The 23,662-nt window shown below is 62.6% G+C and carries 18 protein-coding genes and 1 tRNA gene; 13 read left to right on the top strand and 6 right to left on the bottom strand.

All coding sequences use genetic code 11. The features are described from left to right. The first annotated feature begins 36 nt into the window (after positions 1 to 36). From MHM97_RS13000 to murJ, 3 genes are read left to right on the top strand one after another with little or no spacing between them, the layout of a single operon-like run. Positions 37 to 1,212 (top strand): penicillin-binding protein activator, encoded by a 1,176-nt coding sequence (locus MHM97_RS13000; protein ID WP_370645730.1) that lies wholly within the window; start codon positions 37 to 39, stop codon positions 1,210 to 1,212. Then, positions 1,172 to 4,000, top strand: coding sequence for a [protein-PII] uridylyltransferase (locus MHM97_RS12995; protein ID WP_370645729.1), 2,829 nt, complete (start codon positions 1,172 to 1,174; stop codon positions 3,998 to 4,000). Before MHM97_RS13000 ends, MHM97_RS12995 begins: the two co-directional genes overlap by 41 nt. Further along, positions 3,997 to 5,544 (top strand): murein biosynthesis integral membrane protein MurJ, encoded by a 1,548-nt coding sequence (gene murJ, locus MHM97_RS12990; protein ID WP_239322777.1) that lies wholly within the window; start codon positions 3,997 to 3,999, stop codon positions 5,542 to 5,544. Before MHM97_RS12995 ends, murJ begins: the two co-directional genes overlap by 4 nt. 18 nt (positions 5,545 to 5,562) lie before the next feature. Here the strand turns inward: murJ and MHM97_RS12985 are convergent, their stop codons facing one another. Continuing rightward, complete coding sequence (locus MHM97_RS12985; protein ID WP_239322776.1) at positions 5,563 to 6,249, bottom strand: rhomboid family intramembrane serine protease; 687 nt, start codon at positions 6,247 to 6,249, stop codon at positions 5,563 to 5,565. A 114-nt stretch (positions 6,250 to 6,363) separates the two neighbouring features. Between MHM97_RS12985 and trpS the strand changes: the two genes are divergently transcribed. Both trpS and MHM97_RS12975 read left to right on the top strand, forming a co-directional pair. Beyond that, positions 6,364 to 7,392: a tryptophan--tRNA ligase gene (gene trpS / locus MHM97_RS12980; protein WP_239322775.1), complete on the top strand. Its 1,029-nt coding sequence runs from the start codon at positions 6,364 to 6,366 to the stop codon at positions 7,390 to 7,392. Positions 7,393 to 7,524: 132 nt separating this feature from the next. Continuing rightward, entirely contained in the window at positions 7,525 to 9,393 is a 1,869-nt protein-coding gene (locus MHM97_RS12975; protein ID WP_239322774.1) for an OmpA family protein, read from the top strand. 159 nt (positions 9,394 to 9,552) lie between these two features. Here the strand turns inward: MHM97_RS12975 and MHM97_RS12970 are convergent, their stop codons facing one another. The 5 genes from MHM97_RS12970 to paaG form a co-directional block, all read right to left on the bottom strand. Further along, entirely contained in the window at positions 9,553 to 9,813 is a 261-nt protein-coding gene (locus MHM97_RS12970; protein WP_239322773.1) for a glycine zipper 2TM domain-containing protein, read from the bottom strand. 199 nt (positions 9,814 to 10,012) lie between these two features. Then, entirely contained in the window at positions 10,013 to 10,609 is a 597-nt protein-coding gene (locus MHM97_RS12965; RefSeq protein WP_239322772.1) for a TetR/AcrR family transcriptional regulator, read from the bottom strand. 6 nt (positions 10,610 to 10,615) lie between these two features. Continuing rightward, positions 10,616 to 11,926 carry a phenylacetate--CoA ligase PaaK gene (gene paaK, locus MHM97_RS12960; RefSeq protein ID WP_065324797.1) on the bottom strand — a complete coding sequence of 437 codons (1,311 nt, stop codon included), beginning with the start codon at positions 11,924 to 11,926 and terminating at the stop codon, positions 10,616 to 10,618. 35 nt (positions 11,927 to 11,961) lie between these two features. Next, positions 11,962 to 12,411, bottom strand: a complete 450-nt coding sequence (paaI, locus tag MHM97_RS12955) for a hydroxyphenylacetyl-CoA thioesterase PaaI (RefSeq protein WP_239322887.1) — start codon at positions 12,409 to 12,411, stop codon at positions 11,962 to 11,964. 9 nt (positions 12,412 to 12,420) lie between these two features. Continuing rightward, on the bottom strand, positions 12,421 to 13,206 hold the full coding sequence (gene paaG / locus MHM97_RS12950; RefSeq protein WP_239322771.1) for a 2-(1,2-epoxy-1,2-dihydrophenyl)acetyl-CoA isomerase PaaG: 786 nt from the start codon (positions 13,204 to 13,206) through the stop codon (positions 12,421 to 12,423). A 155-nt stretch (positions 13,207 to 13,361) separates the two neighbouring features. On the opposite strand from paaG, the gene paaZ reads away from it, so the two are divergent. The 8 genes from paaZ to MHM97_RS12910 all read left to right on the top strand — a co-directional run bounded on the left by paaZ (position 13,362) and on the right by MHM97_RS12910 (position 23,655). Further along, positions 13,362 to 15,392, top strand: coding sequence for a phenylacetic acid degradation bifunctional protein PaaZ (gene paaZ, locus MHM97_RS12945; RefSeq protein WP_239322770.1), 2,031 nt, complete (start codon positions 13,362 to 13,364; stop codon positions 15,390 to 15,392). Between the two features lie 77 nt (positions 15,393 to 15,469). Beyond that, positions 15,470 to 16,306, top strand: a complete 837-nt coding sequence (locus MHM97_RS12940; RefSeq protein ID WP_239322769.1) for a PaaX family transcriptional regulator C-terminal domain-containing protein — start codon at positions 15,470 to 15,472, stop codon at positions 16,304 to 16,306. Positions 16,307 to 16,432: 126 nt separating this feature from the next. Further along, positions 16,433 to 16,509 (top strand) — tRNA-Met (locus tag MHM97_RS12935). A 435-nt stretch (positions 16,510 to 16,944) separates the two neighbouring features. After that, positions 16,945 to 19,200: a methyl-accepting chemotaxis protein gene (locus tag MHM97_RS12930; protein ID WP_255729693.1), complete on the top strand. Its 2,256-nt coding sequence runs from the start codon at positions 16,945 to 16,947 to the stop codon at positions 19,198 to 19,200. Between the two features lie 165 nt (positions 19,201 to 19,365). Then, positions 19,366 to 20,397, top strand: a complete 1,032-nt coding sequence (locus MHM97_RS12925; RefSeq protein ID WP_239322767.1) for a LacI family DNA-binding transcriptional regulator — start codon at positions 19,366 to 19,368, stop codon at positions 20,395 to 20,397. 129 nt (positions 20,398 to 20,526) lie between these two features. Further along, on the top strand, positions 20,527 to 21,837 hold the full coding sequence (locus MHM97_RS12920; protein ID WP_239322766.1) for an ABC transporter substrate-binding protein: 1,311 nt from the start codon (positions 20,527 to 20,529) through the stop codon (positions 21,835 to 21,837). 105 nt (positions 21,838 to 21,942) lie between these two features. Continuing rightward, positions 21,943 to 22,809: a carbohydrate ABC transporter permease gene (locus MHM97_RS12915; RefSeq protein ID WP_239322765.1), complete on the top strand. Its 867-nt coding sequence runs from the start codon at positions 21,943 to 21,945 to the stop codon at positions 22,807 to 22,809. Positions 22,810 to 22,824: 15 nt separating this feature from the next. Then, positions 22,825 to 23,655: a carbohydrate ABC transporter permease gene (locus MHM97_RS12910; protein ID WP_009176252.1), complete on the top strand. Its 831-nt coding sequence runs from the start codon at positions 22,825 to 22,827 to the stop codon at positions 23,653 to 23,655. The last annotated feature ends 7 nt before the right edge of the window (positions 23,656 to 23,662 follow it).

Below are 23,662 nucleotides of genomic sequence, written 5' to 3'. Positions count from 1 at the left end.
AACGCCGCAGCCCGGAACAGGGAGTTTATGCGCTTTATGTTTGCTGTTTTCAATCGGGCCCGCAAGATTGTCCTGACCGCCACCGCCGTAGCGGCCTCCGCCCTTGTGGCGGCCTGTGACCCCGGCGCGATTTCCGGTGGGGGACCGACCATCAACACCTCGAAACCTGTCCCTGTTGCTCTGCTGGTGCCACGCGGGTCGGCGCAGCGCGGCGATGATGTGCTGGCGAAAAGCCTGGAAAACGCGGCGCGTCTGGCAATCGCCGACCTCAACGGTGTGCAGGTGGACCTGCGCGTCTACGACACCGCCGGCAACCCGCAGACCGCCGCCAATGTGGCGACACAGGCGGTGCAGGACGGGGCGCGCATCATCCTCGGCCCGGTCTACGCCGAAGCCGCCAATGCCGCGGGCATCGCGGCGGCCAAGCGCGGCGTCAACGTGCTGGCCTTTTCCAACAACACCTCGATCGCCGGCGGTAATGTCTTTGTCATGGGCGCCACCTTCGACAACTCCGCCAACCGGCTGACGCAATATGCAGCCCGTCAGGGCAAACGCACCATGGTCGTGGTCTCCGGCAACAATGCCGCCGGCCAGGCGGGCCGCTCGGCCATCCAGCAGGCCGCCGTTCAGAGCGGCATGACGCTGGCCGGCAATGTGAGCTACGACCTGTCGCAGCAGGGCGTCATCAACGCGGTTCCGACCATTACCAACAGCGTGCGCCAGTCCAATGCGGATGTCATGTTCATGACCGCCACCACCGCAGGTGCGCTGCCGCTGCTGACGCAGCTGCTGCCCGAGGCGGGCGTGAAGACCACCGACGTGCAGTACATGGGCCTCACCCGTTGGGACATTCCCGCCCAGACGCTGGAGCTGCCCGGCGTGCAGAACGGCTGGTTCGCCCTGCCCGACCCGCAGAAGACCGAAGCCTTCCGGGCGCGCTACCAGTCCACCTATGGTGCAGCCCCGCACCCCATCGGCGGCCTCGCCTATGACGGGATCGCCGCGATCGGCGCGCTTGTCAGCGCCGGCAATTCCGGTGCCCTCACCGGCGCTGCCCTGACCCAGCCCGCGGGCTTCCAGGGCACCGGTGGTATTTTCCGCCTGCGCCCGGATGGCACCAATGAACGCGGCCTTGCCGTTGCCACGATCCAGGATCAGAAAGTCGTCATCATTGACCCAGCGCCCAGAAGTTTCCCCGGAGCCGGTTCCTGAACCGGCGGACGCCAACACCAAAATCCTTCCTGAACCTCTGGGGTCGCTGATCTGCGACCCCAGTGCGATTTTTGACACCGACGCGATCCGCGCCCGGGTGCATGAACTGTCTCAGGAGGTGCAGGGGGCCGAGTTTCGCGCCGCCGTGGTGGCGCTGTTGCGCGAGGCCAACCAGGCCGGGCGCAGCGCCATTGCCGAGGCCTTTGAACTCCAGCCCTTTGCCGCCCGGGAGCTCGCGCGGTCCTATACCTATCTGACCGATGGGCTGGTGACGACGGCACTGACTGCGGCGGTGGACGTGCTGCACCCGATCGCCACCCCCACCACCGGTGAACGGATCTCTGTCTTTGCGGTCGGGGGCTATGGCCGGGGCGAGATGGCGCCGTTTTCCGACGTCGATCTGCTGTTCCTGACGCCCTACAAGATCACCGCCTGGGCGGAGAGCGTGATTGAGTCCATGCTCTACATCCTGTGGGATCTGCGGCTGAAGGTCGGCCATTCCAGCCGCACCATCAAGGACTGCATCCGCCTCGGCTCTGAGGATTTCACCATCCGGACCGCCATGCTGGAGCATCGGTTTCTGGCCGGTCACGGCCCCCTCGCGGCAGAGCTGGAAGAGCGTTTGGCAAAGGATCTCTTTGCCAAGGACGCCGCCGAGTTCATCGACGCCAAGCTGGCCGAACGCGATGCGCGCCACCTGAAGCAGGGCGAACGCTACATGGTGGAGCCCAACGTCAAGGAGGGCAAAGGCGGCTTGCGCGATCTGCAATCGCTGTTCTGGATCGCCAAATATCTCTACAAGGTGCAGGACGTGGCCGAACTGGTGCCCCTCGGCCTGTTCCGCCCCGAAGAATTTGATTTCTTTGCCAAGGCGGAAAACTTCCTCTGGGCCGTGCGGGCGCATCTGCATCTGAGTGCGCGGCGCGCCACCGAGCAACTGACCTTTGACATGCAGGTGCAAGTCGCCGAGCGCATGGGCTATCAGGACACCTCCGGCCGGCGCGCGGTCGAGGTCTTCATGCAGGATTATTTCCGCCACGCCACGCAAGTGGGCGATGTGACCCGCATCCTGCTCTCCAAACTCGAAGACAGCCAGCTCAAGAGCGAACCGCTGCTGGAGCGCATCTTCCGGCGCAAACCGCGCGTCAAAGCCGGCTATAAGATCAATCACAACCGTCTGGAAATTGCCGATCCCGAGAGTTTCCTGCAGGACAAGCTGAACCTGTTGCGCATGTTCGAAGAAGCCCTGCGCACCGGCCTGCTCTTGCATCCCGACAGCATGCGACTGGTGCGCGGCAACCTGCATCTGATTGATGACGAGATGCGCAACAACCCGGATGCGCGGCGGATCTTCATCGACCTGCTGCTGAAACACGGCAACCCGGAGCGCGTGCTGCGGCGCATGAACGAACTGGGGGTTCTGTCGACCTTCATCCCGGAGTTCGAGCCGATCGTGGCGATGATGCAGTTCAACATGTATCACTCCTACACGGTGGATGAGCACACGATCCAGGTGATCTCCAACTTCTCTGCCATTGAGCGGGGCGAGCTGGAGGATGAGCTGCCGCTGTCGTCCTCGCTGATCAAACAGGGCGTCAATCGCAAGGTGCTGATCATCGCCATGCTGCTGCATGACATCGGCAAGGGACGCCCGCAGGACCACTCCATTCTTGGCGCGCAGATCGCCCGCAAGGTCGCGCCTCGGCTGGGGCTCAACAAATCCGAATCCGAGACGGTGGAATGGCTGGTGCGCTACCATCTGCTGATGTCGGACACCGCACAGAAACGCGACATTGCCGACCCGCGCACGGTGCGCGATTTTGCCAAGGCGGTGCAGACGGTCAAACGGCTGGATCTCTTGCTGCTGCTGACGGTCTGCGACATTCGTGGCGTTGGCCCCGATACCTGGAACAACTGGAAAGCGGTGCTCTTGCGCGCGCTTTACAACCAGACCCGCGACGCGATGGAAAACGGGCTGGAGGCATTCAACCGCGAGCATCGCGGCACCGAGGCCAAGAAACGCCTGCGCAAGGCCCTGCCCGACTGGGAAAAATCCGCCGTCAAACGCGAAACCGCCCGCCATTATCCGCCCTATTGGCAGGGGTTGCATGTCACCGCGCATGTGGATTTTGCCGAGATGCTGCGCGAGATCGACAGGCTGGATGACCCTTCGGCCATGCTGGTGCGTCTGCACCCGGACGAAGACCGCGACGCCACCCGCGCCTGTTTCGTGATGCCGGACCACCCGGGCATTTTTGCCCGTATCGCGGGCGCGCTGGCGCTGGTGGGGGCCAATGTGGTCGATGCCCGCAGCTACACCACCAAGGACGGGTTTGTGACCGATGCCTTCTGGATTCAGGATGCCGACGGTCACCCGTTCGAGGCCTCTCGCCTGCCCCGCCTGCGCAGCATGATCGAGAAAACCCTGCATGGTGAAGTGATCGCCCGTGACGCGTTGAAATCGCGCGACAAGATCAAGAAGCGCGAGCGTGCCTTCCGGGTGCCGACCCATATCACCTTTGATAACGATGGTTCCGATATCTACACCATCATCGAGGTCGACACCCGCGACCGCCCCGGCCTGCTCTATGATCTGGCGCGCACCTTGGCGGCGGCGAACGTCTATATCGCCAATGCGGTCATTGCGACCTATGGCGAACAGGTGGTGGACAGTTTCTACGTCAAGGACATGTTCGGTTTGAAATACCACTCCGCAGCCAAGCAGCAGTCGCTTGAGAAAAAACTGCGCGAAGCCATCATCGACGGTGCAAAGCGGGCCGATACATGAAGCCGATCAAATTGATGTCCGGCTTTATGACAGTCGGATTCTGGACGCTGGCGAGCCGCATACTGGGGTTCATGCGTGAAATCCTGATCGCCGCCTATATCGGCCCCGGTGTTCTGGGGGATGCGTTTTACGCCGCCTTCCGCCTGCCCAATATGTTCCGCCGGTTCTTTGCCGAGGGCGCGTTCAACGCGGCCTTCGTGCCGATGTTTGCCAAACGCTGGGAGGCGGATGAGAACCCGCAGGGCTTTGCTCAGGATGCGTTCAACCTCCTTGCCGCTTCGGTTCTGTTGCTGACGGCATTGGGCATGGTGTTCATGCCAGCGCTGGTGCTGCTGACCGCCGGCGGTTTTGACGGGGATGCGCGGTTTGATCTGACCGTCGGCTATGGCCGCATTGTCTTTCCCTACATCCTTTGCATGTCGCTGGCCGCACTGTTTTCCGGCGTTCTGAATGCCACCGGGCGCTTTGCCGCCGCAGCGGCGGCGCCGGTGCTGTTGAACATCCTCGCCTGCGCCGCAATGATCGCGGGCGCCTTGCTGGGACAAGAGGTGATCGACTGGCTGGTCTGGGTGATCCCCTTTGCAGGCATCGCGCAATTGGCGCTGGTCTGGAGCGCTGCCGCGCGTGCGGGTATCTCCCTGCGTCCCGGATTGCCCCGCCTCACCCCCGAGATGAAGCAACTGGTGCGCGTCGCCCTGCCCGCCGCCCTCGCGATGGGGGTGACACAAGTCAATCTGGTGGTGGGTCAGGCAGTTGCCTCCAGCTACGCCGGTGCGGTCTCCTGGCTTTCGCTGGCGGATCGGCTCTATCAATTGCCGCTTGGCGTGGTGGGCATCGCGGTGGGCATCGTCTTGCTGCCCGACCTGTCGCGCCGCCTGCGGGCCGGAGACGATCAGGGCGCGCAGGATGCGCTGTCGCGCGCGGGCGAGTTTTCCCTGCTGCTGACGATCCCGTCCGCCGTGGCCTTTATCGCCATTCCGGTGCCGCTGGTCTCTGTCCTTTATGAGCGTGGCGCAACGGGGCCGCAGGACGCAGCAGCCATTGCCATGGCCGTGGCCATTTACGGTGCAGGGCTGCCGGCGTTTGTGCTGCAAAAAGTGCTGCAACCGCTTTATTTTGCGCGCGAAGACACCCGCAGCCCGTTTCACTACGCGCTTGTGGCGATGGTTGTGAACGCGGTTCTTGCGGTGGGATTGCAACCTGTCTTTGGCTGGCTGGCCCCGGCCATCGCCGCCCCGGCGGCGGGCTGGGTGATGGTGCTTCAACTCTGGCTTGGCGCACGACGCATGGGCGCGGCAGCGCAGTTTGACGCGCGCTTTCAACGCCGCTGCTTGCGCATCGTGCTGGCCGCTATCGCCATGGGCGCTGTGCTGTTCGCCGCCGCCGCGCTGCTCGGCCCGGCGTTGGCGACAGCCTATTGGCGCTACCTCGCCCTGCTGGCGCTGATCGTGATCGGTGCGGTGGCCTATTTCGCCATCGGCCAGATTATCGGGGCCTTCAGACTGTCGGAGTTCAGATCGGCCCTGCGGCGCGGCAAAGCCTGACCGTAGGGACCCACCCCATCACCGTTCCTGACGCAGTTTCTGCAAGATCCGCGCCCACCCGCCGGGCACCAGAAAGAACGACATCATAAATCCGGTGCCAAAGCCCGCAAGGTCGGCCACCCACTCCGGGCTGCCGCCAAAGATCAGGCCAAAGAGCAGCTGAATGCCCATCAAGAAGGCGATCAGGGAGAACGCCCGATATTGCTGCGCCCCCACGGTCGCAAGCGACAGCCACAACAGATGGGTAAATCCGCCAATCAGCCCGTAGACCGCCGGAAAGCCCCCGATCAACGCCACATTGCCCCCAACCAAGAGCGCATAGGCCAGCGCCCCGCCGATGGCAGAGCCGAGAAAGATCAACACCACGGCGATCTCTCCCATCGCTTCGCCGACCATCTTGCCCATGGCCAGCAGGAACACGCAGACAAAGATCGTCTGGGTAAAAACCCCATGCACAAAAGCGTAGGTGACAAAGCGCTTTAGCAGGTCAAAGGGCCAGGTTCCGCTCTCCCACATCCACCAGAAATACTGCGCGCCAAAGCCGTATTCCTGCAGCGCGCTCAATCGCCAGCCGACCGCCTCCGGCCCGCCGATCAGGCCGCGCGCGCCGAGCGAGAACACCACTTCGATCCCGAGGATCACGATCACCAGAGCCACCACCACCGGTGGCAGCGCGTTAAAGGGGGATTGGTTTGGATCTTGCATTGGTCCTGCTCTCCGGCGCTCTCTCGCGCTCTCTGCGGGTCTAGGCCTGTTGACGATACTCTGCGCCATGGGTAAGCGACGATGGTGCATAATTCCAGACGGGAGTTTTCGACGATGAGCGAAACCAGCTTCACCCCGCGTGTCTTTTCAGGCATCCAGCCTTCGGGCAATCTGCATCTGGGGAATTACCTCGGTGCATTGAAGCGGTTCGTCGACTGGCAAGCGCGGGACGTGGAGTCCATCTACTGCATGGTCGACCTGCATGCGATCACCGTCTGGCAGGACCCGGCTGATCTGAAAAAGGCCACCCGTGAGCTGTGCGCCGGGTTTATCGCCGCCGGGCTTGATCCGGAAAAATCCATTCTGATCAACCAGAGCCAGGTGCCGGAGCACGCGCAACTGGCCTGGATCTTCAACTGTGTCGCCCGCATGGGCTGGATGCAGCGGATGACCCAGTGGAAGGACAAGGCCGGCAAGAACCAACAGAATGCCTCGCTCGGCCTGCTGGCCTATCCCGCGCTGATGGCGGCGGATATCCTTGTCTATCACGCCACCCATGTGCCGGTGGGCGAGGATCAGAAACAGCACCTTGAGCTGACCCGCGACATCGCGATCAAGTTCAATCACGACTACGGTGTGAACTTCTTCCCCGAGACCGAGCCGGTGATCGAAGGTGCGGCCACCCGGGTGATGTCCCTGCGCGATGGGTCCAAGAAGATGTCGAAATCGGACCCCTCTGATGCGAGCCGCATCAACCTCACCGATGATGCGGACACCATCGCCAAGAAGATCCGCAAGGCCAAGACCGACCCCGAGGCCCTGCCTTCGGAAGCCAAAGGGCTGGAGGATCGCCCGGAGGCCCGCAACCTGGTCAACATCTACGCGGCCATGTCCGGCCAATCGGTGGATCAGGTGCTGGCGGATGTGGGTGGCAAGCAGTTCTCGGAGTTTAAGCCGATGCTGGCCGATCTTGCGGTTGAAAAGATGGCGCCGATCACCACCGAAATGGCCCGGCTGATGGAAAATCAGGACGAGATCGACAAGATCCTCGCCCGAGGCTCCGAACGCGCGCGCGAGATCACCGTACCGATCCTGCGCAAGACCTACGACATCGTCGGCATGGTTGCCCCGGTCGAAATCTGACCCCGCAACACTGCTGTCCGAACACGCAAAGGGCCGCCCAAAGGGTGGCCCTTACGTTTATGTGATGCAACTTTTGTCCGGTTTCTGCGTTCTTCAGGCACAGTCATGTGCTGACACAGGAAAGGACGCGCAATGAAACCGGGATTCTTCAGATCGGCCACCGCATTGGCCGTCATCACCTCGCTGGCGGCACCGATGCCGGTCGTGGCCCAAACTGATGGCGACGCAGCATTCGATCTCAGCCAGATGAGCGAGACCGAAATCGCGGCGCTGGTGGAGCGTTGCCGCGAAGGCGCTGAGGCGGATGCAGAGGCCGAAGGGGCTGACCCGATTGCCGCGTTCTGCGCAGAATATGGTGAAGGCACCTATGATGAGGCGCTGCCGGTTGAGTTGCAGTCCGGCTCCATCCTGTCGGCCTTGGCACCGGCCGCCGAGGAGGTGAGCGACCTCGAACAGAAGCTGGAAGAGGCGGCAGATGCTGAACCAGAACCCGCACCAGAAGCAGGCGCCGGGGAAGAGGTGCAAGAAGCGCCCCTCGATGAGGCCGCTGCTGCGGAGGCTGAAGACACCACCGCCCCCGCCGAGACGACTGACAGCACCGCTGAAACAGAGCCCGCAGAGGCAGAGCAATCTGCCGAGGCCGATCAAGCAGAAGGCGCTGCGACTGACGCAGACGCGGCCGATGAAGCAGAACCAACCACCGATGAGGCCGCTGAGGCCCTAGCGGAGGAACTGGCGGCGGAAAACGCCGACGCCACCACCGAGGCTGAGGCTGAGGCTGAGGCTGAGGCTGAGGCTGAGGCTGAGGCTGAGGCTGAGGCTGAGGCTGAGGCTGAGGTGGCCGAGAGTGCTCCTGTTGACAACCCCGAAGTCACCGAACGCAACAGTCAGGAACAAGCCGACGCATTGGCGGAAACGCAGACTGAAACCACCGCAGCCGCCGCCGCAGGGGATGACGCGGAGGCCGAAGCTGAGGTGATCGAAGAGACCGTGACTGAGGACACCGCGCGCAGCTCTGCGGAGGAATTCGACACCAAGGTGAACGAGACCGCCGCGACCGAAGACGCCGCCCCTGCCGCACCGAGCGCCGAAGCAGACTCCGATGATGGCCTGTCCAAACTGGAAAAGGCCGCGCTCTTGGGGCTTGGCGCCTTTGCGGTTGGGCAATTGCTTAAATCCGGTGAAACCGTGGTCTCTAACAGCGGGGACCGCGCGGTTGTCGAACAGGACGGACAGTTCCGCGTCATCAAGAATGACGACGCCCTGCTGCGCCAGCCGGGGTCGAACGTGAAGACCTACCAGTTCAAGGACGGCTCCACCCGCACCGTGGTCACGCGCGACGACGGTATTGAGGTCGAAACCATCCGCGCCGCCGATGGCCGTGTGTTGCGCCGCAGCAAGACCCTGACCGATGGCCGCACGGTGGTGTTGTTCGACGACACGCAACAGGCTGAAAAGGTCGTGGTGACCGAACTGCCCGAGGCGGCGCCGCGCCGGAGCGCCTTCGCAACCGATGGCAGCATCTCCGCCGAGGATCTCGCCGCCGCGCTTGCGGCGCAACAGCCCGAAGGCGTTGACCGTCGTTTCTCGCTGGCACAGGTGCGCAACATCGATGCGGTGCGCCGATTGGTGCCGGAAATCAACGTCGACAAGGTGACGTTTGAGACCGGCTCCTCGGTGATCCGCCCGGAACAGGCCGAAGAGCTGACGGACCTTGGCAATGCCCTGCGCCAGATGGTCGAGCAAAATCCAACCGAGGTGTTCCTGATCGAGGGCCACACCGATGCGGTGGGGGCGGCGACCTATAACCTCGCGCTGTCGGATCGCCGGGCGGAAACCGTGGCGCTGGCCCTGACCGAGTATTTTGACGTGCCGCCGGAAAACATGGTGATCCAGGGCTATGGCGAAAGCGATCTGGCGGTGCCGGTGCTGGACGCCGAACGGGCCAACCGGCGTGTCACCGTGCGCCGCATTACACCGCTGCTGGCGTCCCGGAAGTAAGCCGCGATGGCCAGCCCCGAAAACAATTTGCCCCGGCACTGCGCCGGGGCTTTTTCTGTTGCAATCCTGTTCCGCTGCAAAGGCCTTCGCACAGCGGGCGACAAAAAACAGCCGCCCCTGTCGGAGCGGCTGCTGTCATGTGCTCTTGGTCCAGACAGGTTACGGGCACGCGGCCTTGTAGGTCTGACCTGCACTGTTACGATAGGTACATTGACGCGGCGCGTTTGCCCCCACCTGCGCGCCAACGGCGCCGCCGATCAGGGTCGCGGCGGTCTTGCCGCTGCCAGAGCCGACCTGGTTGCCCACTGCTGCACCGGCCAAGGCGCCGGTCACCGCATTGATGTCCTGATTGTCGGAGCAGCCCGCCACAAACACGCTGGCCGCAAAGAGCGCCGCAAGAACGCCAGAAGTCTTAGACATAATCCCATCTCCTCTCTGATTTCCCGGGGAGACAGAGCCGAAACCACGCAGGGCCATCGCCGCCACATACGCCTCAACCCCACCCCGGTGATGGTTAATCGTCCTTGACTAAACGTAGGGCGGCGCGGAATGTTCCCAAGCTTTTGGCCAGAAGAGCCATGGCGCAAGCAAGCTCTTGCCGATGTACATCGCCGGCAGCCTAAAGCCCCGCAACCCCTTCCAGCGTCAGGCGCGCGACCAGATCGGCATAGCCTTTGCGGTCTTCGGTGTCGGCATCGGCATTCCACATGTAATGCCAGTTCAACATGCCAAACACGGACATGGTGACCGCGCGCAGCTTGCCTTTGTCGGCACCAAGCGTCTCGGGCGCGGCGTCGCGGATGGCGGCGCTCATGAATTTCACCATTTCACGCTGATAGGCGCGCAGATGCTCCTGTTGTGGGTCCGGCAGGGCTGAGATCGCGTTGAGCTGCACCTTGTGCTCGTGATCCGCGCCCTCATAAGCCAAGAGCACCTCTGTCAGGATACGTCTCAGCCGCGCTACCGGGTCCAGATCGCTCAGATCCATCTGACAGACCCGATCCCGCAGCCTGCGCAGGTAGCTGTCCAACAGGTCGAACAGCAGCGCGTCCTTGCCCTCGTAATAGTGGTAGATATTGGCCTTGGAGATCCCGCAGGCGCGCGCGATCTGGGTCATCGAGGCCCGGTCATAGCCTTCTTCGGCAAACAGCCGCGCCGAGGCCGACAGGATCAGCGCGCGCTTCTGGTCGTGGTCTTTGGCAATGGTCCGGGCCAAGGGCGCCTATCCTTTCTCGCGATTGTCGACGACGCGGCGCGCCTTGCCCTGCGAGCGTTCGACACTGCCGGGCTCGCCTACCGAAATCTCTGCCGAGATGCCAACGATATCCTTGATCCGCTTGGCCAACTGCTTGGTGCAAGCCTCGCGCTGTTCAGGCGCGGTGGCCGCTGGCAAGACCTCAACATGGATGCGCATCGCGTCCATGCGGCCCTTGCTGTAAAGCTCGATCTGGTAGTAGGGCGCGAGCGCCTCCACCGTCAGCATCTGTTCTTCGATCTGGCTAGGGAAGACGTTGACGCCGCGCAGGATGATCATGTCATCAGACCGCCCGGTGATCTTGGCCATCCGCCGCATCGAGCGCGCCGTGCCCGGCAGCAGGCGGGTCAGGTCGCGGGTGCGGTAGCGCACCATCGGCAGGCCTTCCTTGGTGAGCGTGGTAAAGACCAGCTCGCCCAACTCGCCATCGGGCAGCACCGCGCCGGTTTCGGGATCAATGATTTCCGGCAGGAAATGATCCTCCCAGATGACCGGCCCGTCCTTGGTCTCCACACATTCATTGGCAACACCCGGCCCCATGATTTCCGAGAGGCCGTAGATATCGACCGCATGCATATCAAAGGCCGCCTCGACCTCGCGGCGCATCGCATCGGTCCAGGGTTCCGCGCCAAAGACGCCAACCTTCAGCGAAGAGCTGCGCGGGTCGATCCCCATGCGGTGATATTGCTCGAGGATGTTCAGCATGTAGGACGGCGTCACCATAATGCCGTCGGGGCGGAAATCCTCGATCAGCGTCACTTGCTTTTCGGTCTGGCCGCCTGACATCGGCACCACCGTCGCGCCGAGGCGCTCAATGCCGTAATGCGCACCAAGCCCGCCAGTAAAGAGCCCATAGCCATAGGCGTTATGCACCATATCGCCGCGCCGCAGCCCGGACGCACGCAAGGATCGCGCCAGAAGGTCCGCCCAGGTGTCGATGTCCTTTTGCGTGTATCCCACCACCGTGGGCTTGCCCGTGGTGCCGGAAGACGCATGCACCCGGAGGATCTGCTCGCGCGGGACGGCAAACATGCCAAAAGGATAGGCATCGCGCAGATCGCCCTTGGTGGTGAAGGGAAACTTTGCCAGATCCGACAGCTCTTGCAAATCGTCCGGGTGTACCCCGGCCGCATCGAACCGCGCCTTGTACATCGCCACATTGTCATAGGCGTGGCGCAGCGACCATTTCAGGCGCTCCAGTTGCAGGCTGCGGATCTCGTCGATGGACGCGATCTCGATCGGGTCAAGGTCTGACCGGTTGGGTGTCAAATCTATCATTGGCGTCCTCCGTCGCGGGATAGTCCTGGTGCCGCTTAATCGCGGGGCAAAGGCGCATCGGTTTCCTCAAACAGATGCCCTTTGATGGCGCGCGAGCAGCCGCGCATTTCTGCGATCAGCTGTCCGTCCTGATTTTTGACGCTCACGTCATAGAGACCGCTGCGCCCGGTGAGCGAGACCTCGCGGGCCTCAGCCAGCAGCCGGTCGCCTTTGCGCCCCGGCGCGATAAAGCTGATCATATTGTGCTGCGCCACCGTCGCCTGATTGCGGCTGTTACAGGCAAAGGCAAAGGCGCTGTCGGCAAGCATGAAAATCACACCGCCATGGCAGATCCCATGGCCGTTACAGTGATGCGCCTCGACGGTCAGGGCCAGCGCAGCACTGCCCTCGTCGACACGTTCGATGCCCATACCGGCCCATTTGGACGCCTGATCGTCGGCCCACATGGCGGCGGCGGATTTCTCGGCGCGGGTCTTTGCGGTCATGGTCATGGCTTATTCCCCCCGAAACACCGGCTGGCGCTTTTCAAGAAATGCCCGCACGCCTTCGGCGTAATCCGCGCTCTCGCCACAGGTTTTCATGGCATCCGCCTCGCGCTCCAGCTGCTCGGCCAGCGTATAGGCCCCCGAGGTCTGGATCAGCGATTTGGTCAGGCTCAGCCCCAGCGTTGGTCCATCCGCGAGTTTGGCCGTCAGGGCGCGTGCCTCGGTCATCAGCACATCATCGGCGACGCATTTCCAGATCAGCCCCCAGTCGGCGGCCTGTTCGGCGCTCAGAGGCTCTCCGGTCAGCGCCAGCGCCTTGGCGCGGGCCTCGCCCAGCAGGCGCGGCAGGTGATAGCTGCCAGCGGTGTCGGGGATCAGCCCGACCTTGGCAAAGGACTGGATAAACTTCGCGCTCTGCGCTGCCAGCACGATGTCTGCGGCCAGCGACAGGTTTGCCCCCGCCCCTGCCGCCACGCCATTCACCGCGCAGACCACCGGAAACTCCAACGCGCGGATCAGGTTCACCAGCGGCGCATAAAACGTGCGCACCGTGTAGCCCAGATCCACCGGATCACTCGCCGCATCCGGGTTACGCGCCGACAGATCCTGCCCCGCGCAAAAACCGCGCCCCGCGCCCGTCAGCAAGAGCGCCCGCTTGCCAGAATCGCGCGCCTCTTCCAGTGCGGCACGCAGGGCCAGATGCATCTCGTCGGTAAACGCATTGAGCCGATCCGGCCGGTTCAGCGTGATCTCGCACCACGTCCCGTGATCCTGTGTCAGAATGCTCTGTTCCATGATGCCTCCCCTCGCAGCGGCGGGCGATCCAGCGCCCGATTGGGAAAAGACTTGCATAAACCGACCGGACGGTCAATATATCTGATCAGGAAAATGGGCCGCCCCGAAACCGGGCGCAGGCGCGTTGCACAACAGACTTCAGGGAGACCCGAGACATGTGCCCGAAAGATGTGGCGAGCTTTGCCGCCGGAGAATGGATCGCACCGGACAACAGCGCACGCGAGATTGCCTCAGCCATCACCGGAGAGGTGATCGCCCGCGCAGGCAACGCCACGCTCGATGTGCAAGCGATGCTCGATTATGCCCGCGATACAGGCGGCCCCGCCCTGCGCGCCATGACCTTCCATGACCGCGCCCGCATGCTCAAGGCACTGGCGCAGCATTTGGACGCCCACAAACAGGACCTGTATGACCTGAGCTTTGACACTGGCGCGACGCAGAAGGATCATCTGATTGACGTGGACGGCGGCATCGGCACGGTGTTTGTCTTTGCCTCCAAGGGGCGGCGCGAGATGCCCGACAGCACGGTCTATGCAGACGGCGCGGTCGAGCAACTGTCGCGCCACGGCAGCTTTATGGGCCAGCACATCTGCACCTCGCTGCCCGGTGTTGCGGTGCATATCAACGCCTTTAACTTCCCGGTCTGGGGCATGCTGGAAAAGCTCGCCCCCACCCTGCTCGCCGGTGTTCCGGCCATTGTAAAACCCGCAACCGCCACCTGCTACGTCACCGAGGCCGCCGTGCGCCTGATGCTGGACAGCGGCCTTCTGCCCGAGGGCGCGCTACAATTGGTAAGCGGTGGCATTGGCGACATGCTGGACCGGCTGACCTGTCAGGATGTGGTGAGCTTTACCGGCTCTGCCGCCACCGCGCTAAAGCTGCGCCAAACGCCTGCAATCGTAGAAAACTCCGTGCGGTTCGTGGCGGAACAAGACAGCCTCAATGCGTCGATCCTCGGCCCTGACGCGGCGCCCGGCAGCGCGGAATTCGACCTTTTTCTCAAGGAAGTGCAGCGCGAAATGACCACCAAGGCGGGACAGAAATGTACCGCCATCCGTCGCATCATCGTGCCCGATGCACAGGTTGACGCGGTTATCGAGGGACTAAGCACCGCGCTGGCAAAAATCACCATTGGCGACCCGCGCGCCGACAGCACCCGCATGGGCGCGCTGGTCTCGGCCGCGCAGAAACGTGATGTGCTGGAGCAAGCCGCCAAGATCGCAACCGAAGCCACCCGCGTCTTTGGCGACCCCGACGACTTCACCGTTGAGGGCGCCGACAGGGACAAGGGTGCTTTTGTGCCGCCGATGCTGTTTCATTGCGCGGACCCAGACGCCGCGCACCACGTGCACGACACCGAAGCCTTTGGCCCCGTTTCCACCGTGATGGGCTATCGCGACCTTGCGCATGCCGCTGAACTGGCCAATCGCGGCCAAGGCTCCCTCGTGGCCTCGCTCATCACTGCCGACCCGGCGGTGGCGCGTGAGGTGACACTGAATATCGCGGCCTTCCATGGGCGGGTCTATATCAACAACGCCACCTCCATGAAGGAATCCACCGGCCACGGCTCTCCCCTGCCCCATATGGTGCATGGTGGCCCCGGTCGCGCCGGCGGTGGTGAGGAACTGGGCGGTGTGCGTGCGGTGAAACACTACATGCAACGCACCGCGGTGCAGGGCTCGCCCGAGATCCTGTCGGCCATTACCGGTAAATGGGTGCCCGGCAGCCCAGAGACCACCGGCCCGGCGCATCCCTTCACCCGGCGCTTTGGCGACTTGGCCATTGGCGAGACGCTGCACACCGCACCGCGCACCGTGACCAGCGACGACATCGCCCATTTTGCGCAGTTCACGGGTGATACGTTCTATGCCCACATGGATGACGCCGCCGCCGAACGGAACCCGTTCTTCCCGGGCCGCGTCGCACATGGTTATCTCTTGTTGTCCTTTGCGGCGGGCATGTTCGTGCAGCCGGACGAGGGTCCGGTTCTGGCCAACACCGGCCTCGACAACCTGCGCTTCATGAAACCGGTGGTCCCCGGCGACAGCATCAAGGTGCGCCTCACCGTCAAGGCCAAGACCCCGCGCAACGAGGAATATGGCGAGATCCGCTGGCACGTGACGCTCACCAATCAGGACGACGAACTGGTGGCGGAATATGAGCTGCTGACGATGGTTGCGTTCTGAGCGCACCCGCCCGCATGTGAGGCCACCATGTTGTGATGGGGCTGGTGCTGCACCGCGCCAGCCCCTATCGTAATCCCATGACATTGGACGCACATGACTGGTTTTCCACTGCGCTGTCGGCGCTTGCAGAGCCGCAGGGCCAGAGGGTCTGGTCCATCATCATCTCCTTTCTCGGTGACATGGCGCAGGATGAAGACGCCGGTATCAGCAGCGCCGCGCTGACCCGGGTGATCACCCCGCTCGGCATCAAGCCTGAGGCCATCCGCGTCGCCCTGCACCGCTTGCGCAAGGATGGCTGGACCGACAGCGAGCGCAAGGGCCGCGGGTCTCGCCATGCGTTGACACCGCATGGTCGCGCCCAATCCGCCCGCGTCACGCCGCGCATCTATGCACGCACCCCCTGCAGCGCAAAGGACTGGCACCTTCTGGTGGCCGGCACCTCCGAAGGGCTGGAGCATCTGGACCACCTCTCGGAAACCTCGCCCGACCACCTGATCCGGGTCAATCGGCAGGTTGGCCTTGCTTCCGGCGCCGACACCGCGTCCCCGTCGGACATGCTTGTGGTACGGGCCGACATTGCGCAGGTGCCCGCCTGGCTTCAGGATGACCTGTTCCCTGCCCCCCTGCGCCGCAGCTGCGCGGCGCTGAACGCGGCGCTTGCACCGCTCGGCCAGCCGCCGGAGCTGGACCCCCTGCGCCGCGCCTGCCTGCGCACCCTGATCGTACACCGCTGGCGCCGCATCGCCCTGCGCCACCCCTGCCTGCCCCCGCGCTTTCATCCTGCCGATTGGGCCGGAGAGGCCTGCCGCCAGAAGGTCTTTGCCCTCCTTGATCGGCTCGACCGCCCGGACCTGAGTGATCTGGAGGCCGCAGACCCCTTGCCACCAACAGAACAACTGCGCGCAGCCCCATAGCCATCCTTTTGTAAAATATGAACAAAACACAGCGGCAATAAAAAAAACCTGCAAAAATCCGGTTCTGGCTGATTTCGCCCTTGACCCTCTCGGCGGCATTCCGTAAATCGCCTCCACACAGCGAGCGGCGGAGTAGCTCAGTTGGTTAGAGCAGCGGAATCATAATCCGCGTGTCGGGGGTTCAAGTCCCTCCTCCGCTACCACCCTTCCCGGATATACCTTACCAGACAGATGGTACGACAGAGGCGCAGCGGCGCCGACAGTGCTATGGCTGTGCATCCTCGATCTGAATCGACCTGAGCATCAGGCCCGCTGCTACGGTATCGCTGATCGCATTGCATCGAGCAAAGCTGGCATAAAGCGCTGCTCTCGCTGTGTGGCACCGCTGTTCGTGATCGCCACCGGCTTGCGTGCCCCCCCCCGCCCAGGTCTGCCTGTCGCAAAATGGCACGTCGCCCCATCCGACATTCCGTCAAATCTCCATAAGCAGCTGAAATATATACAAAACGCTCTGCGAACACAAAATTAGCGTTTTTCCGGCATTAATAGTTGCGTCGTGCGCTGCCTTTTACGAAGGAGACCCCAACGTGGTGCCTAAATTCTCAACCGTGTCACTGAAGCTGAAACTGCCCTTGTTGATGGTGGCGCTGACGGTCGCCTTTGTGATCACGGTCTCTTTTCTGATCTACACACTGGCAGATCGCAGCATTCGCGAGAATGTCGCAACGGCGCAGGCCTCCAAGGCGCAAGCGGGGGCCCAGGCCCTGGCCTTCAGCATTGGCGCGGCGCAACGGGATGTCGCCAACCTTGCCGCCCAGCCGACGACATTCCGGGCCATGAACAACTTCGAACGTGTGATCGGCATGATCGAGGATGACGACCCGATCGGCTTCCTCAAGCAGCACTATGTTGCCGACAACCCCAATGCCATTGAGCAGCGGGCAGATCTGGTCGATCCGGGCGATGGCTCCTATTACACGCAATCCCATGTGACCTATCACCCGACCTTTGTGCAAACCGCCGAGCTGAATGGCTATGCCGATATCTATCTGATCACGCCCGCCGGGCTTGTGGTCTATTCGACCCGCAAGCAGGCTGATTTTGCCGAAGAGATCACGGGGGACGTGCTGTCAGGAAGCGCGCTGGCCCGGGTGGCGGCCGCGGCCCTGGACGCCGACCCCGGCACCGTGGTGGCCGCAGATTTTGAACCCTACAGCCCGGTGGGCAGCAGCGATGCCTTCCTGGCCTCGCCCGTTCTGAACAAACGCGGGGCATCGGTTGGTGTGATTGCGGTTCGGATCGCCACCGATATGGTGCAAGCCGCACTCACCGCAAACCTCAGTGATCGCGGGCATGAGAATATTTTCCTGGTCAGTCCGGATGGCGTCGCCCGCAGCCCAAGCGTGGTTCCGGACGCCTTCGAGATGCTGGCCCCCCTGCCCGACGCACCGCATATCGCCGCTGCGCGCGCCGGAACCGCCGGACAGTTCGAAGATGTCATCACCGCCTCCGGCGAGCATGCGACTGCGGTGGTCATCCCCATGGAACTCGAGGGGTTTGACTGGTCCCTGGTCATGGAGACCGATGCGGAAACCGCCTTTGCCATGGTGAATCGCATCCGCACCCTGGTGCTGACACTGATTGGTGCCTCGATCGTGGTGTCCATTGGCGTGTCCTGGGCGGCTGCCAATCGGGTCACACGGCCGATCCACAGCCTGCGGGACGTCACCAACGCGCTAGCGAGTGAGGATTATGACGTCGACATCACCGGCCTGCGACGCGGCGATGAGTTCGGGGATCTGGCCCGCAGCCTGGATACCTTCCGGGACAAGCTCAAATCGGCGGACGAGGCCAGCGCGCGCGAGATCGAAGCCCGGCAGGAGACCGACTTTGTTGTCGAGGAAATGAGCCAGGCCCTGTCGGACCTGCAAGACGGCAATCTTGTCTGTGAAATCCAGCGTCCCTTTGCCGCCCATTATGAAACCCTGCGGGAAAACTACAATCGCAGCCTGCAGAACCTGCGCCACTCCCTACGGGAGGTGGTCGAGGCAGCGCAGCACGTGGACCGGTTCTCGCAGGAGCAGCGCGCCGCCGCCAATGAGATGGCAGAACGCACGGAAAGCCAGGGCGCGACGCTGGAAAAGACCGCAACCGCAATGCAGGATCTGACCAAGCGCCTGCGCGACACGGCGGAAAAGGCCACCGAGGTCGATACCACCATGCGCGGCACCCGGCGCGAAGCGGAACAGAGCAACGAGGTCGTCCGCTCTGCCGTTGCGGCCATGGACCAGATCCAGCAGGCCTCTGCCGAGATCTCCAAGATCATCAACATGATCGACGATATTGCCTTTCAGACCAACCTCTTGGCACTGAACGCCGGGGTGGAGGCCGCCCGGGCCGGATCTGCCGGTGCGGGATTCGCGGTTGTGGCCTCCGAGGTCCGCAATCTGGCGCGCCGCGCGTCGGAAGCCGCAGGCGAGATCAAGGCCCTCACCACGGCCAGCGAAGAACATGTGGCCAACGGGGTCTCGATGGTGGATCGCGCCGGCCACGCCCTGACCAGCATCATTCAGCAGGTCACGGATGTGAGCGACCTGGTGTCCGAGATCGCCGGCGGTGTCCAGCACCAGTCTCAGGGGCTCGAGGATATCAACAGCGCCATGCGCGAGCTTGACGCCGTGACCCAGCAGAACACCGCCATGGCCGAAGAGGCCTCGGCCGCCAGCCAGCTGCTGCAGAGCGAGGCCAACACGCTGACCCAGGTGACAGCGCGTTTCCAGATCGACGCCCCCATGAGCGCGGACGCCCCCGCCACATGGGAAGAGGTCGCAACGCCCCCCGCAGACGAAGACGACGCAGAGGCGGGCGCCGATACGCGCAGCGGCACCGCCTGACCCTCCGGGGTCACGCGCGGCTTGCGCTTTTTGCAGGAAAGGGACATCACCTTATACTAGATGCGCAACTTAAGTTTGCGCCCGTAAATATTTGTCGGCACTTTAAACGGGCATACAGCACAAAATTGCCCGAAAGAAGTGCGGCGTCCAGCGGGAGATGATGTCATGTCGGAGTCCAAAATCCGCAATATGGAAGAATTCGCCACGGTCAGCGGCATTTCCCGCCCAACCCTGTCGAAGTACTTCAATGATCCCGACAGTGTGCGTCCCTCCACGCGCAAAAAGATCGAGGCGGCGCTGGAAAAGCACGACTACCGTCCGAACATCTACGCCATGAACCAGAACCGCCGACTGACCAAGAACATCGGCATTGTGGTGCCATTCCTCGCTGATCCGTTTTTTGCCGAAATCGCCCGCGTGATCGAGAATCTGGTCATCGCGGGGGGCTTCCGCCCGATCCTGCTCAGTTCGCACGGCGAAACCGAACAGGAAAACGACAACCTGGAGTCGCTGCGCTCGATCCGCCCGGCGGGTGTGCTGCTGGCACCGCTGGGCCGCACCTCTGACGCGGAGGCGATCGAACGCTTTTGCGCCGATGTTCCGACCGTTCTCTTTGACAACTCCATTGGGGACCTCGGCGAGGCCTTTTTTGGCTTGGACAATCCGCAGAGCGTTGGAATGATGGTGAAATACCTGTGCGACACCGGAGAGCCGCCGGTGTTCTTCGAGATGCGGACCCCTACGAACCCAAACGCCTACAAACGGCGCAACACATATGTCGAAACGATGGAACGCCTCGGCGAGACGCCACAGCTGGTGCAGGTGGCTGGCGACACCTGGAACTTTGAGGACATCGGGTATCAGGGCGGGTTGCAGGCCATACAAGGGCGCGAGCTGGGCACCAACACCGTGCTCTGCTCCAATGACCGCCTGGCCATCGGTTTCCTGGCGGCCGCTTATGAATGCGGGCTTCGGGTCGGGCGTGGCAACGGCAGCGCGCTTCGTGTGGCCGGGCACGACGACCACCCCTACGCACGTTTCACCTGCCCGCCGCTGACCACCGTCGCGCAGGATTACGCCGCCATCGCGACCCGCAGCGTCGAGGCGATTCTGAACCTGATCGAATCGGGCGAGCGGGCCGAAACGCGGATCACGACCCTGTTCTCCGGTACTCTGATCCAACGCAGCTCAGCATAGTCATGCCGCTAAGCTGTTGAGAAATCGACCTCACCGCTTAATTTTTACGCGCGTAAAAATTTCATTGACGAAACCCGGACCTTCCCCCTACCGTATCTGCACAACATCCAGACACTAGGGAGGAAACGGATGTACCTGAGAAACGCACTTTGTGCGGCATCTGCACTTGCAGTCATGGCGGCTGGCGCCGTTCAGGCCGAAACCACGGTGACCATCGCCACCGTCAACAACGGCGACATGATCCGCATGCAGGGTCTGGCTGACGATTTCACCGCACAACACCCCGATATCAAACTGGAATGGGTCACGCTTGAGGAAAACGTGCTCCGTCAACGTGTCACCCAGGACATCGCCTCCAAGGGCGGTCAGTTCGATGTGATGACCATCGGCACCTATGAGGTTCCGATCTGGGCCAAGAATGACTGGCTGGTCTCGCTCAACGACATGCCATCGGACTGGGACGCCGACGACATCCTGCCCGCGATCCGCGGTGGTCTGACCGTTGACGGCGAGCTGTATGCGGCACCGTTCTACGGCGAAAGCTCCATGGTGATGTACCGCACCGACCTGATGGAAAAAGCGGGCCTCGAGATGCCCGAAGCCCCCACGTGGGAGTTCATCAGGGAAGCCGCCGCCGGGATGACCGACGAGGCCGAAGGCATCTACGGCATCTGCCTGCGCGGCAAGGCCGGCTGGGGCGAGAACATGGCCTTCCTGACCGCCATGTCCAACTCCTTTGGCGCCAAGTGGTTCGACGAGAACTGGACCCCGCAGTTCGACTCCGAGCCGTGGAAGGCGACCCTCGATTTCTACATGGACCTGATGACGAACTACGGCCCTCCGGGCGCGTCCACCAACGGGTTCAATGAAAACCTGTCGCTGTTCCAGCAGGGCAAATGCGGCATGTGGATCGACGCTACAGTTGCGGCATCCTTTGTGACCAACCCAAATGATTCCACCGTGGCCGACAAGGTCGGTTTTGCACTGGCACCGGACAACGGCCTGGGCAAACGCGGAAACTGGCTCTGGGCCTGGACGCTGGCGGTTCCGGCCGGATCCGACGCCACCGATGAGGCCAAGACCTTTATCGAATGGGCGACCTCCAAGGGCTACACCGAGCTGGTCGCCTCCAAGGAAGGCTGGGCCAACGTGCCTCCGGGCACCCGCACCTCGCTCTATGAGAACCAGAAGTATCTCGACGCAGCACCCTTTGCCGAGATGACCCTGAACTCGATCAACGCCGCTGACCCGACCAACCCCTCTGTGGACCCGGTCCCCTATACCGGCGTGCAATTTGTGGCGATCCCGGAATTTGCGGGCATCGGCACGCAGGTCGGTCAGGAATTCTCTGCCGCGCTGGCCGGTCAGCAAACCGTGGATGAGGCGCTTGAAAAAGCACAGGCCCTCACCACCGACGAAATGGAAGCCGCAGGCTACTAACGTCACTCCTCCTCGGCCAGGGCTTTCGCACCCCGCGAACCCTGGCCCTTTTTTTCTCTATCGCAGTCTTCGGACGGGTGCCGCCTGTCTGATGAGGAGTCCCCCATGGCAACCCAGCATTCCCGCTCTGCCGCGCGCATCATGATGGCCCCGGCCGTCATCCTGCTGCTCGGCTGGATGCTCGTTCCGCTGACAATGACCCTTGTTTTCTCGTTCAAGAAGTATCTCCCCCTGCGGGGCGGCGATCTGGGTTGGGTCGGCTTTGACAATTACGTTCGTTTTGTCTCGTCCTCTGCCTTCTGGCCCAGCGTGCAGGCGACGCTTGTGATCGTCGGCGGCGTTCTGGCCATCACCGTCGTCTTTGGCGTGTTGCTGGCGCTGCTACTGGACCAGCCGATGTGGGGACAGGGGATCGTGCGGATCCTTGTAATTGCACCCTTTTTCGTGATGCCAACCGTGTCGGCACTGGTCTGGAAGAACATGTTCATGGACCCCGTGAACGGGCTCTTTGCGCATCTTTGGACATTCTTCGGCGCGGAACCGATCTCCTGGCTCTCCGAGGCGTCGATGCAGTCGATCATCCTGATCGTCAGCTGGCAGTGGCTGCCCTTTGCGACCCTGATCCTGCTGACCGCGATCCAGTCGCTCGACAGCGAGCAGCTTGAGGCGGCAGAGATGGATGGCGCAAGCCCCCTCGCCCGCTTTGGCTATATCATCCTGCCCCACCTTGGCCGGGCGATCACCGTTGTGGTTCTGATCCAGACGATCTTCCTGTTGTCGATCTTTGCCGAGATCTTTGTGACCACCCAGGGCTCCTTTGGCACCCGCACCCTGACCTATCTGATCTTCCAGCGTGTCCTGGAAAGCCAGAACGTCGGCCTCGGCTCTGCCGGCGGTGTCTATGCCATCATCCTTGCCAATGTCGTTGCCGCATTCCTGATGCGCATCGTCGGCAAGAACCTCGACGCGTAAGGGAGGACCACCGATATGGCACGTTCCGTGACCCAACAACGCAAGGCGATCAACACCGTCGCCGCATGGGCGGTTGGTCTTTTGATCTTCTTCCCGATCCTCTGGACCATCCTGACCTCCTTCAAGACCGAGGCGCAGGCGATCAACGACCCGCCGCTGTTCTTCTTCTTTGACTGGACGCTGGAAAACTACGCCGTGGTGCAGGAGCGCTCCGACTACATGCGCTTTCTGTGGAATTCGATCGCGATTGCGGGCGGCTCCACCGTGCTGGGCATCATCATCGCAATCCCGGCGGCGTGGTCGATGGCCTTTGTGCCCTCCAAACGCACCAAGGATATCCTGCTGTGGATGCTCTCGACCAAGATGCTGCCTGCGGTGGGTGTGCTCTACCCGATCTATCTGATCTTCATCCGCCTCGGAATGCTCGACAGCCGCACCGGCCTCATCATCGTGCTGATGCTGTGCAACCTGCCGATCATCGTCTGGATGCTCTACACCTATTTCAAGGAAATCCCCGGCGAAATTCTCGAAGCGGCGCGGATGGATGGCGCAGGCCTCAAAGAAGAAATCCTCTATGTGCTGACGCCGATGGCGATCCCCGGCATCGCCTCCACGCTGTTGTTGAACATCATCCTCGCGTGGAACGAGGCCTTCTGGACGCTGAACCTGACAGCCGCCAAAGCCGCGCCTCTTACGGCCTTTATCGCCAGCTACTCCAGCCCCGAGGGCCTGTTTTACGCAAAACTCAGCGCGGCCTCCACCATGGCCATCGCGCCGATCCTGATCCTTGGCTGGTTCAGCCAGAAACAACTTGTGCGCGGCCTGACCTTTGGCGCTGTGAAATAAGGACGAC

The sequence above is a fragment of the Epibacterium sp. Ofav1-8 genome (assembly GCF_022348185.1).
Taxonomy (GTDB): Bacteria; Pseudomonadota; Alphaproteobacteria; order Rhodobacterales; family Rhodobacteraceae; genus Epibacterium.
Note: the sequence above shows the minus strand (reverse complement) of the source record. Positions and strands in the feature narration are given on the sequence as shown.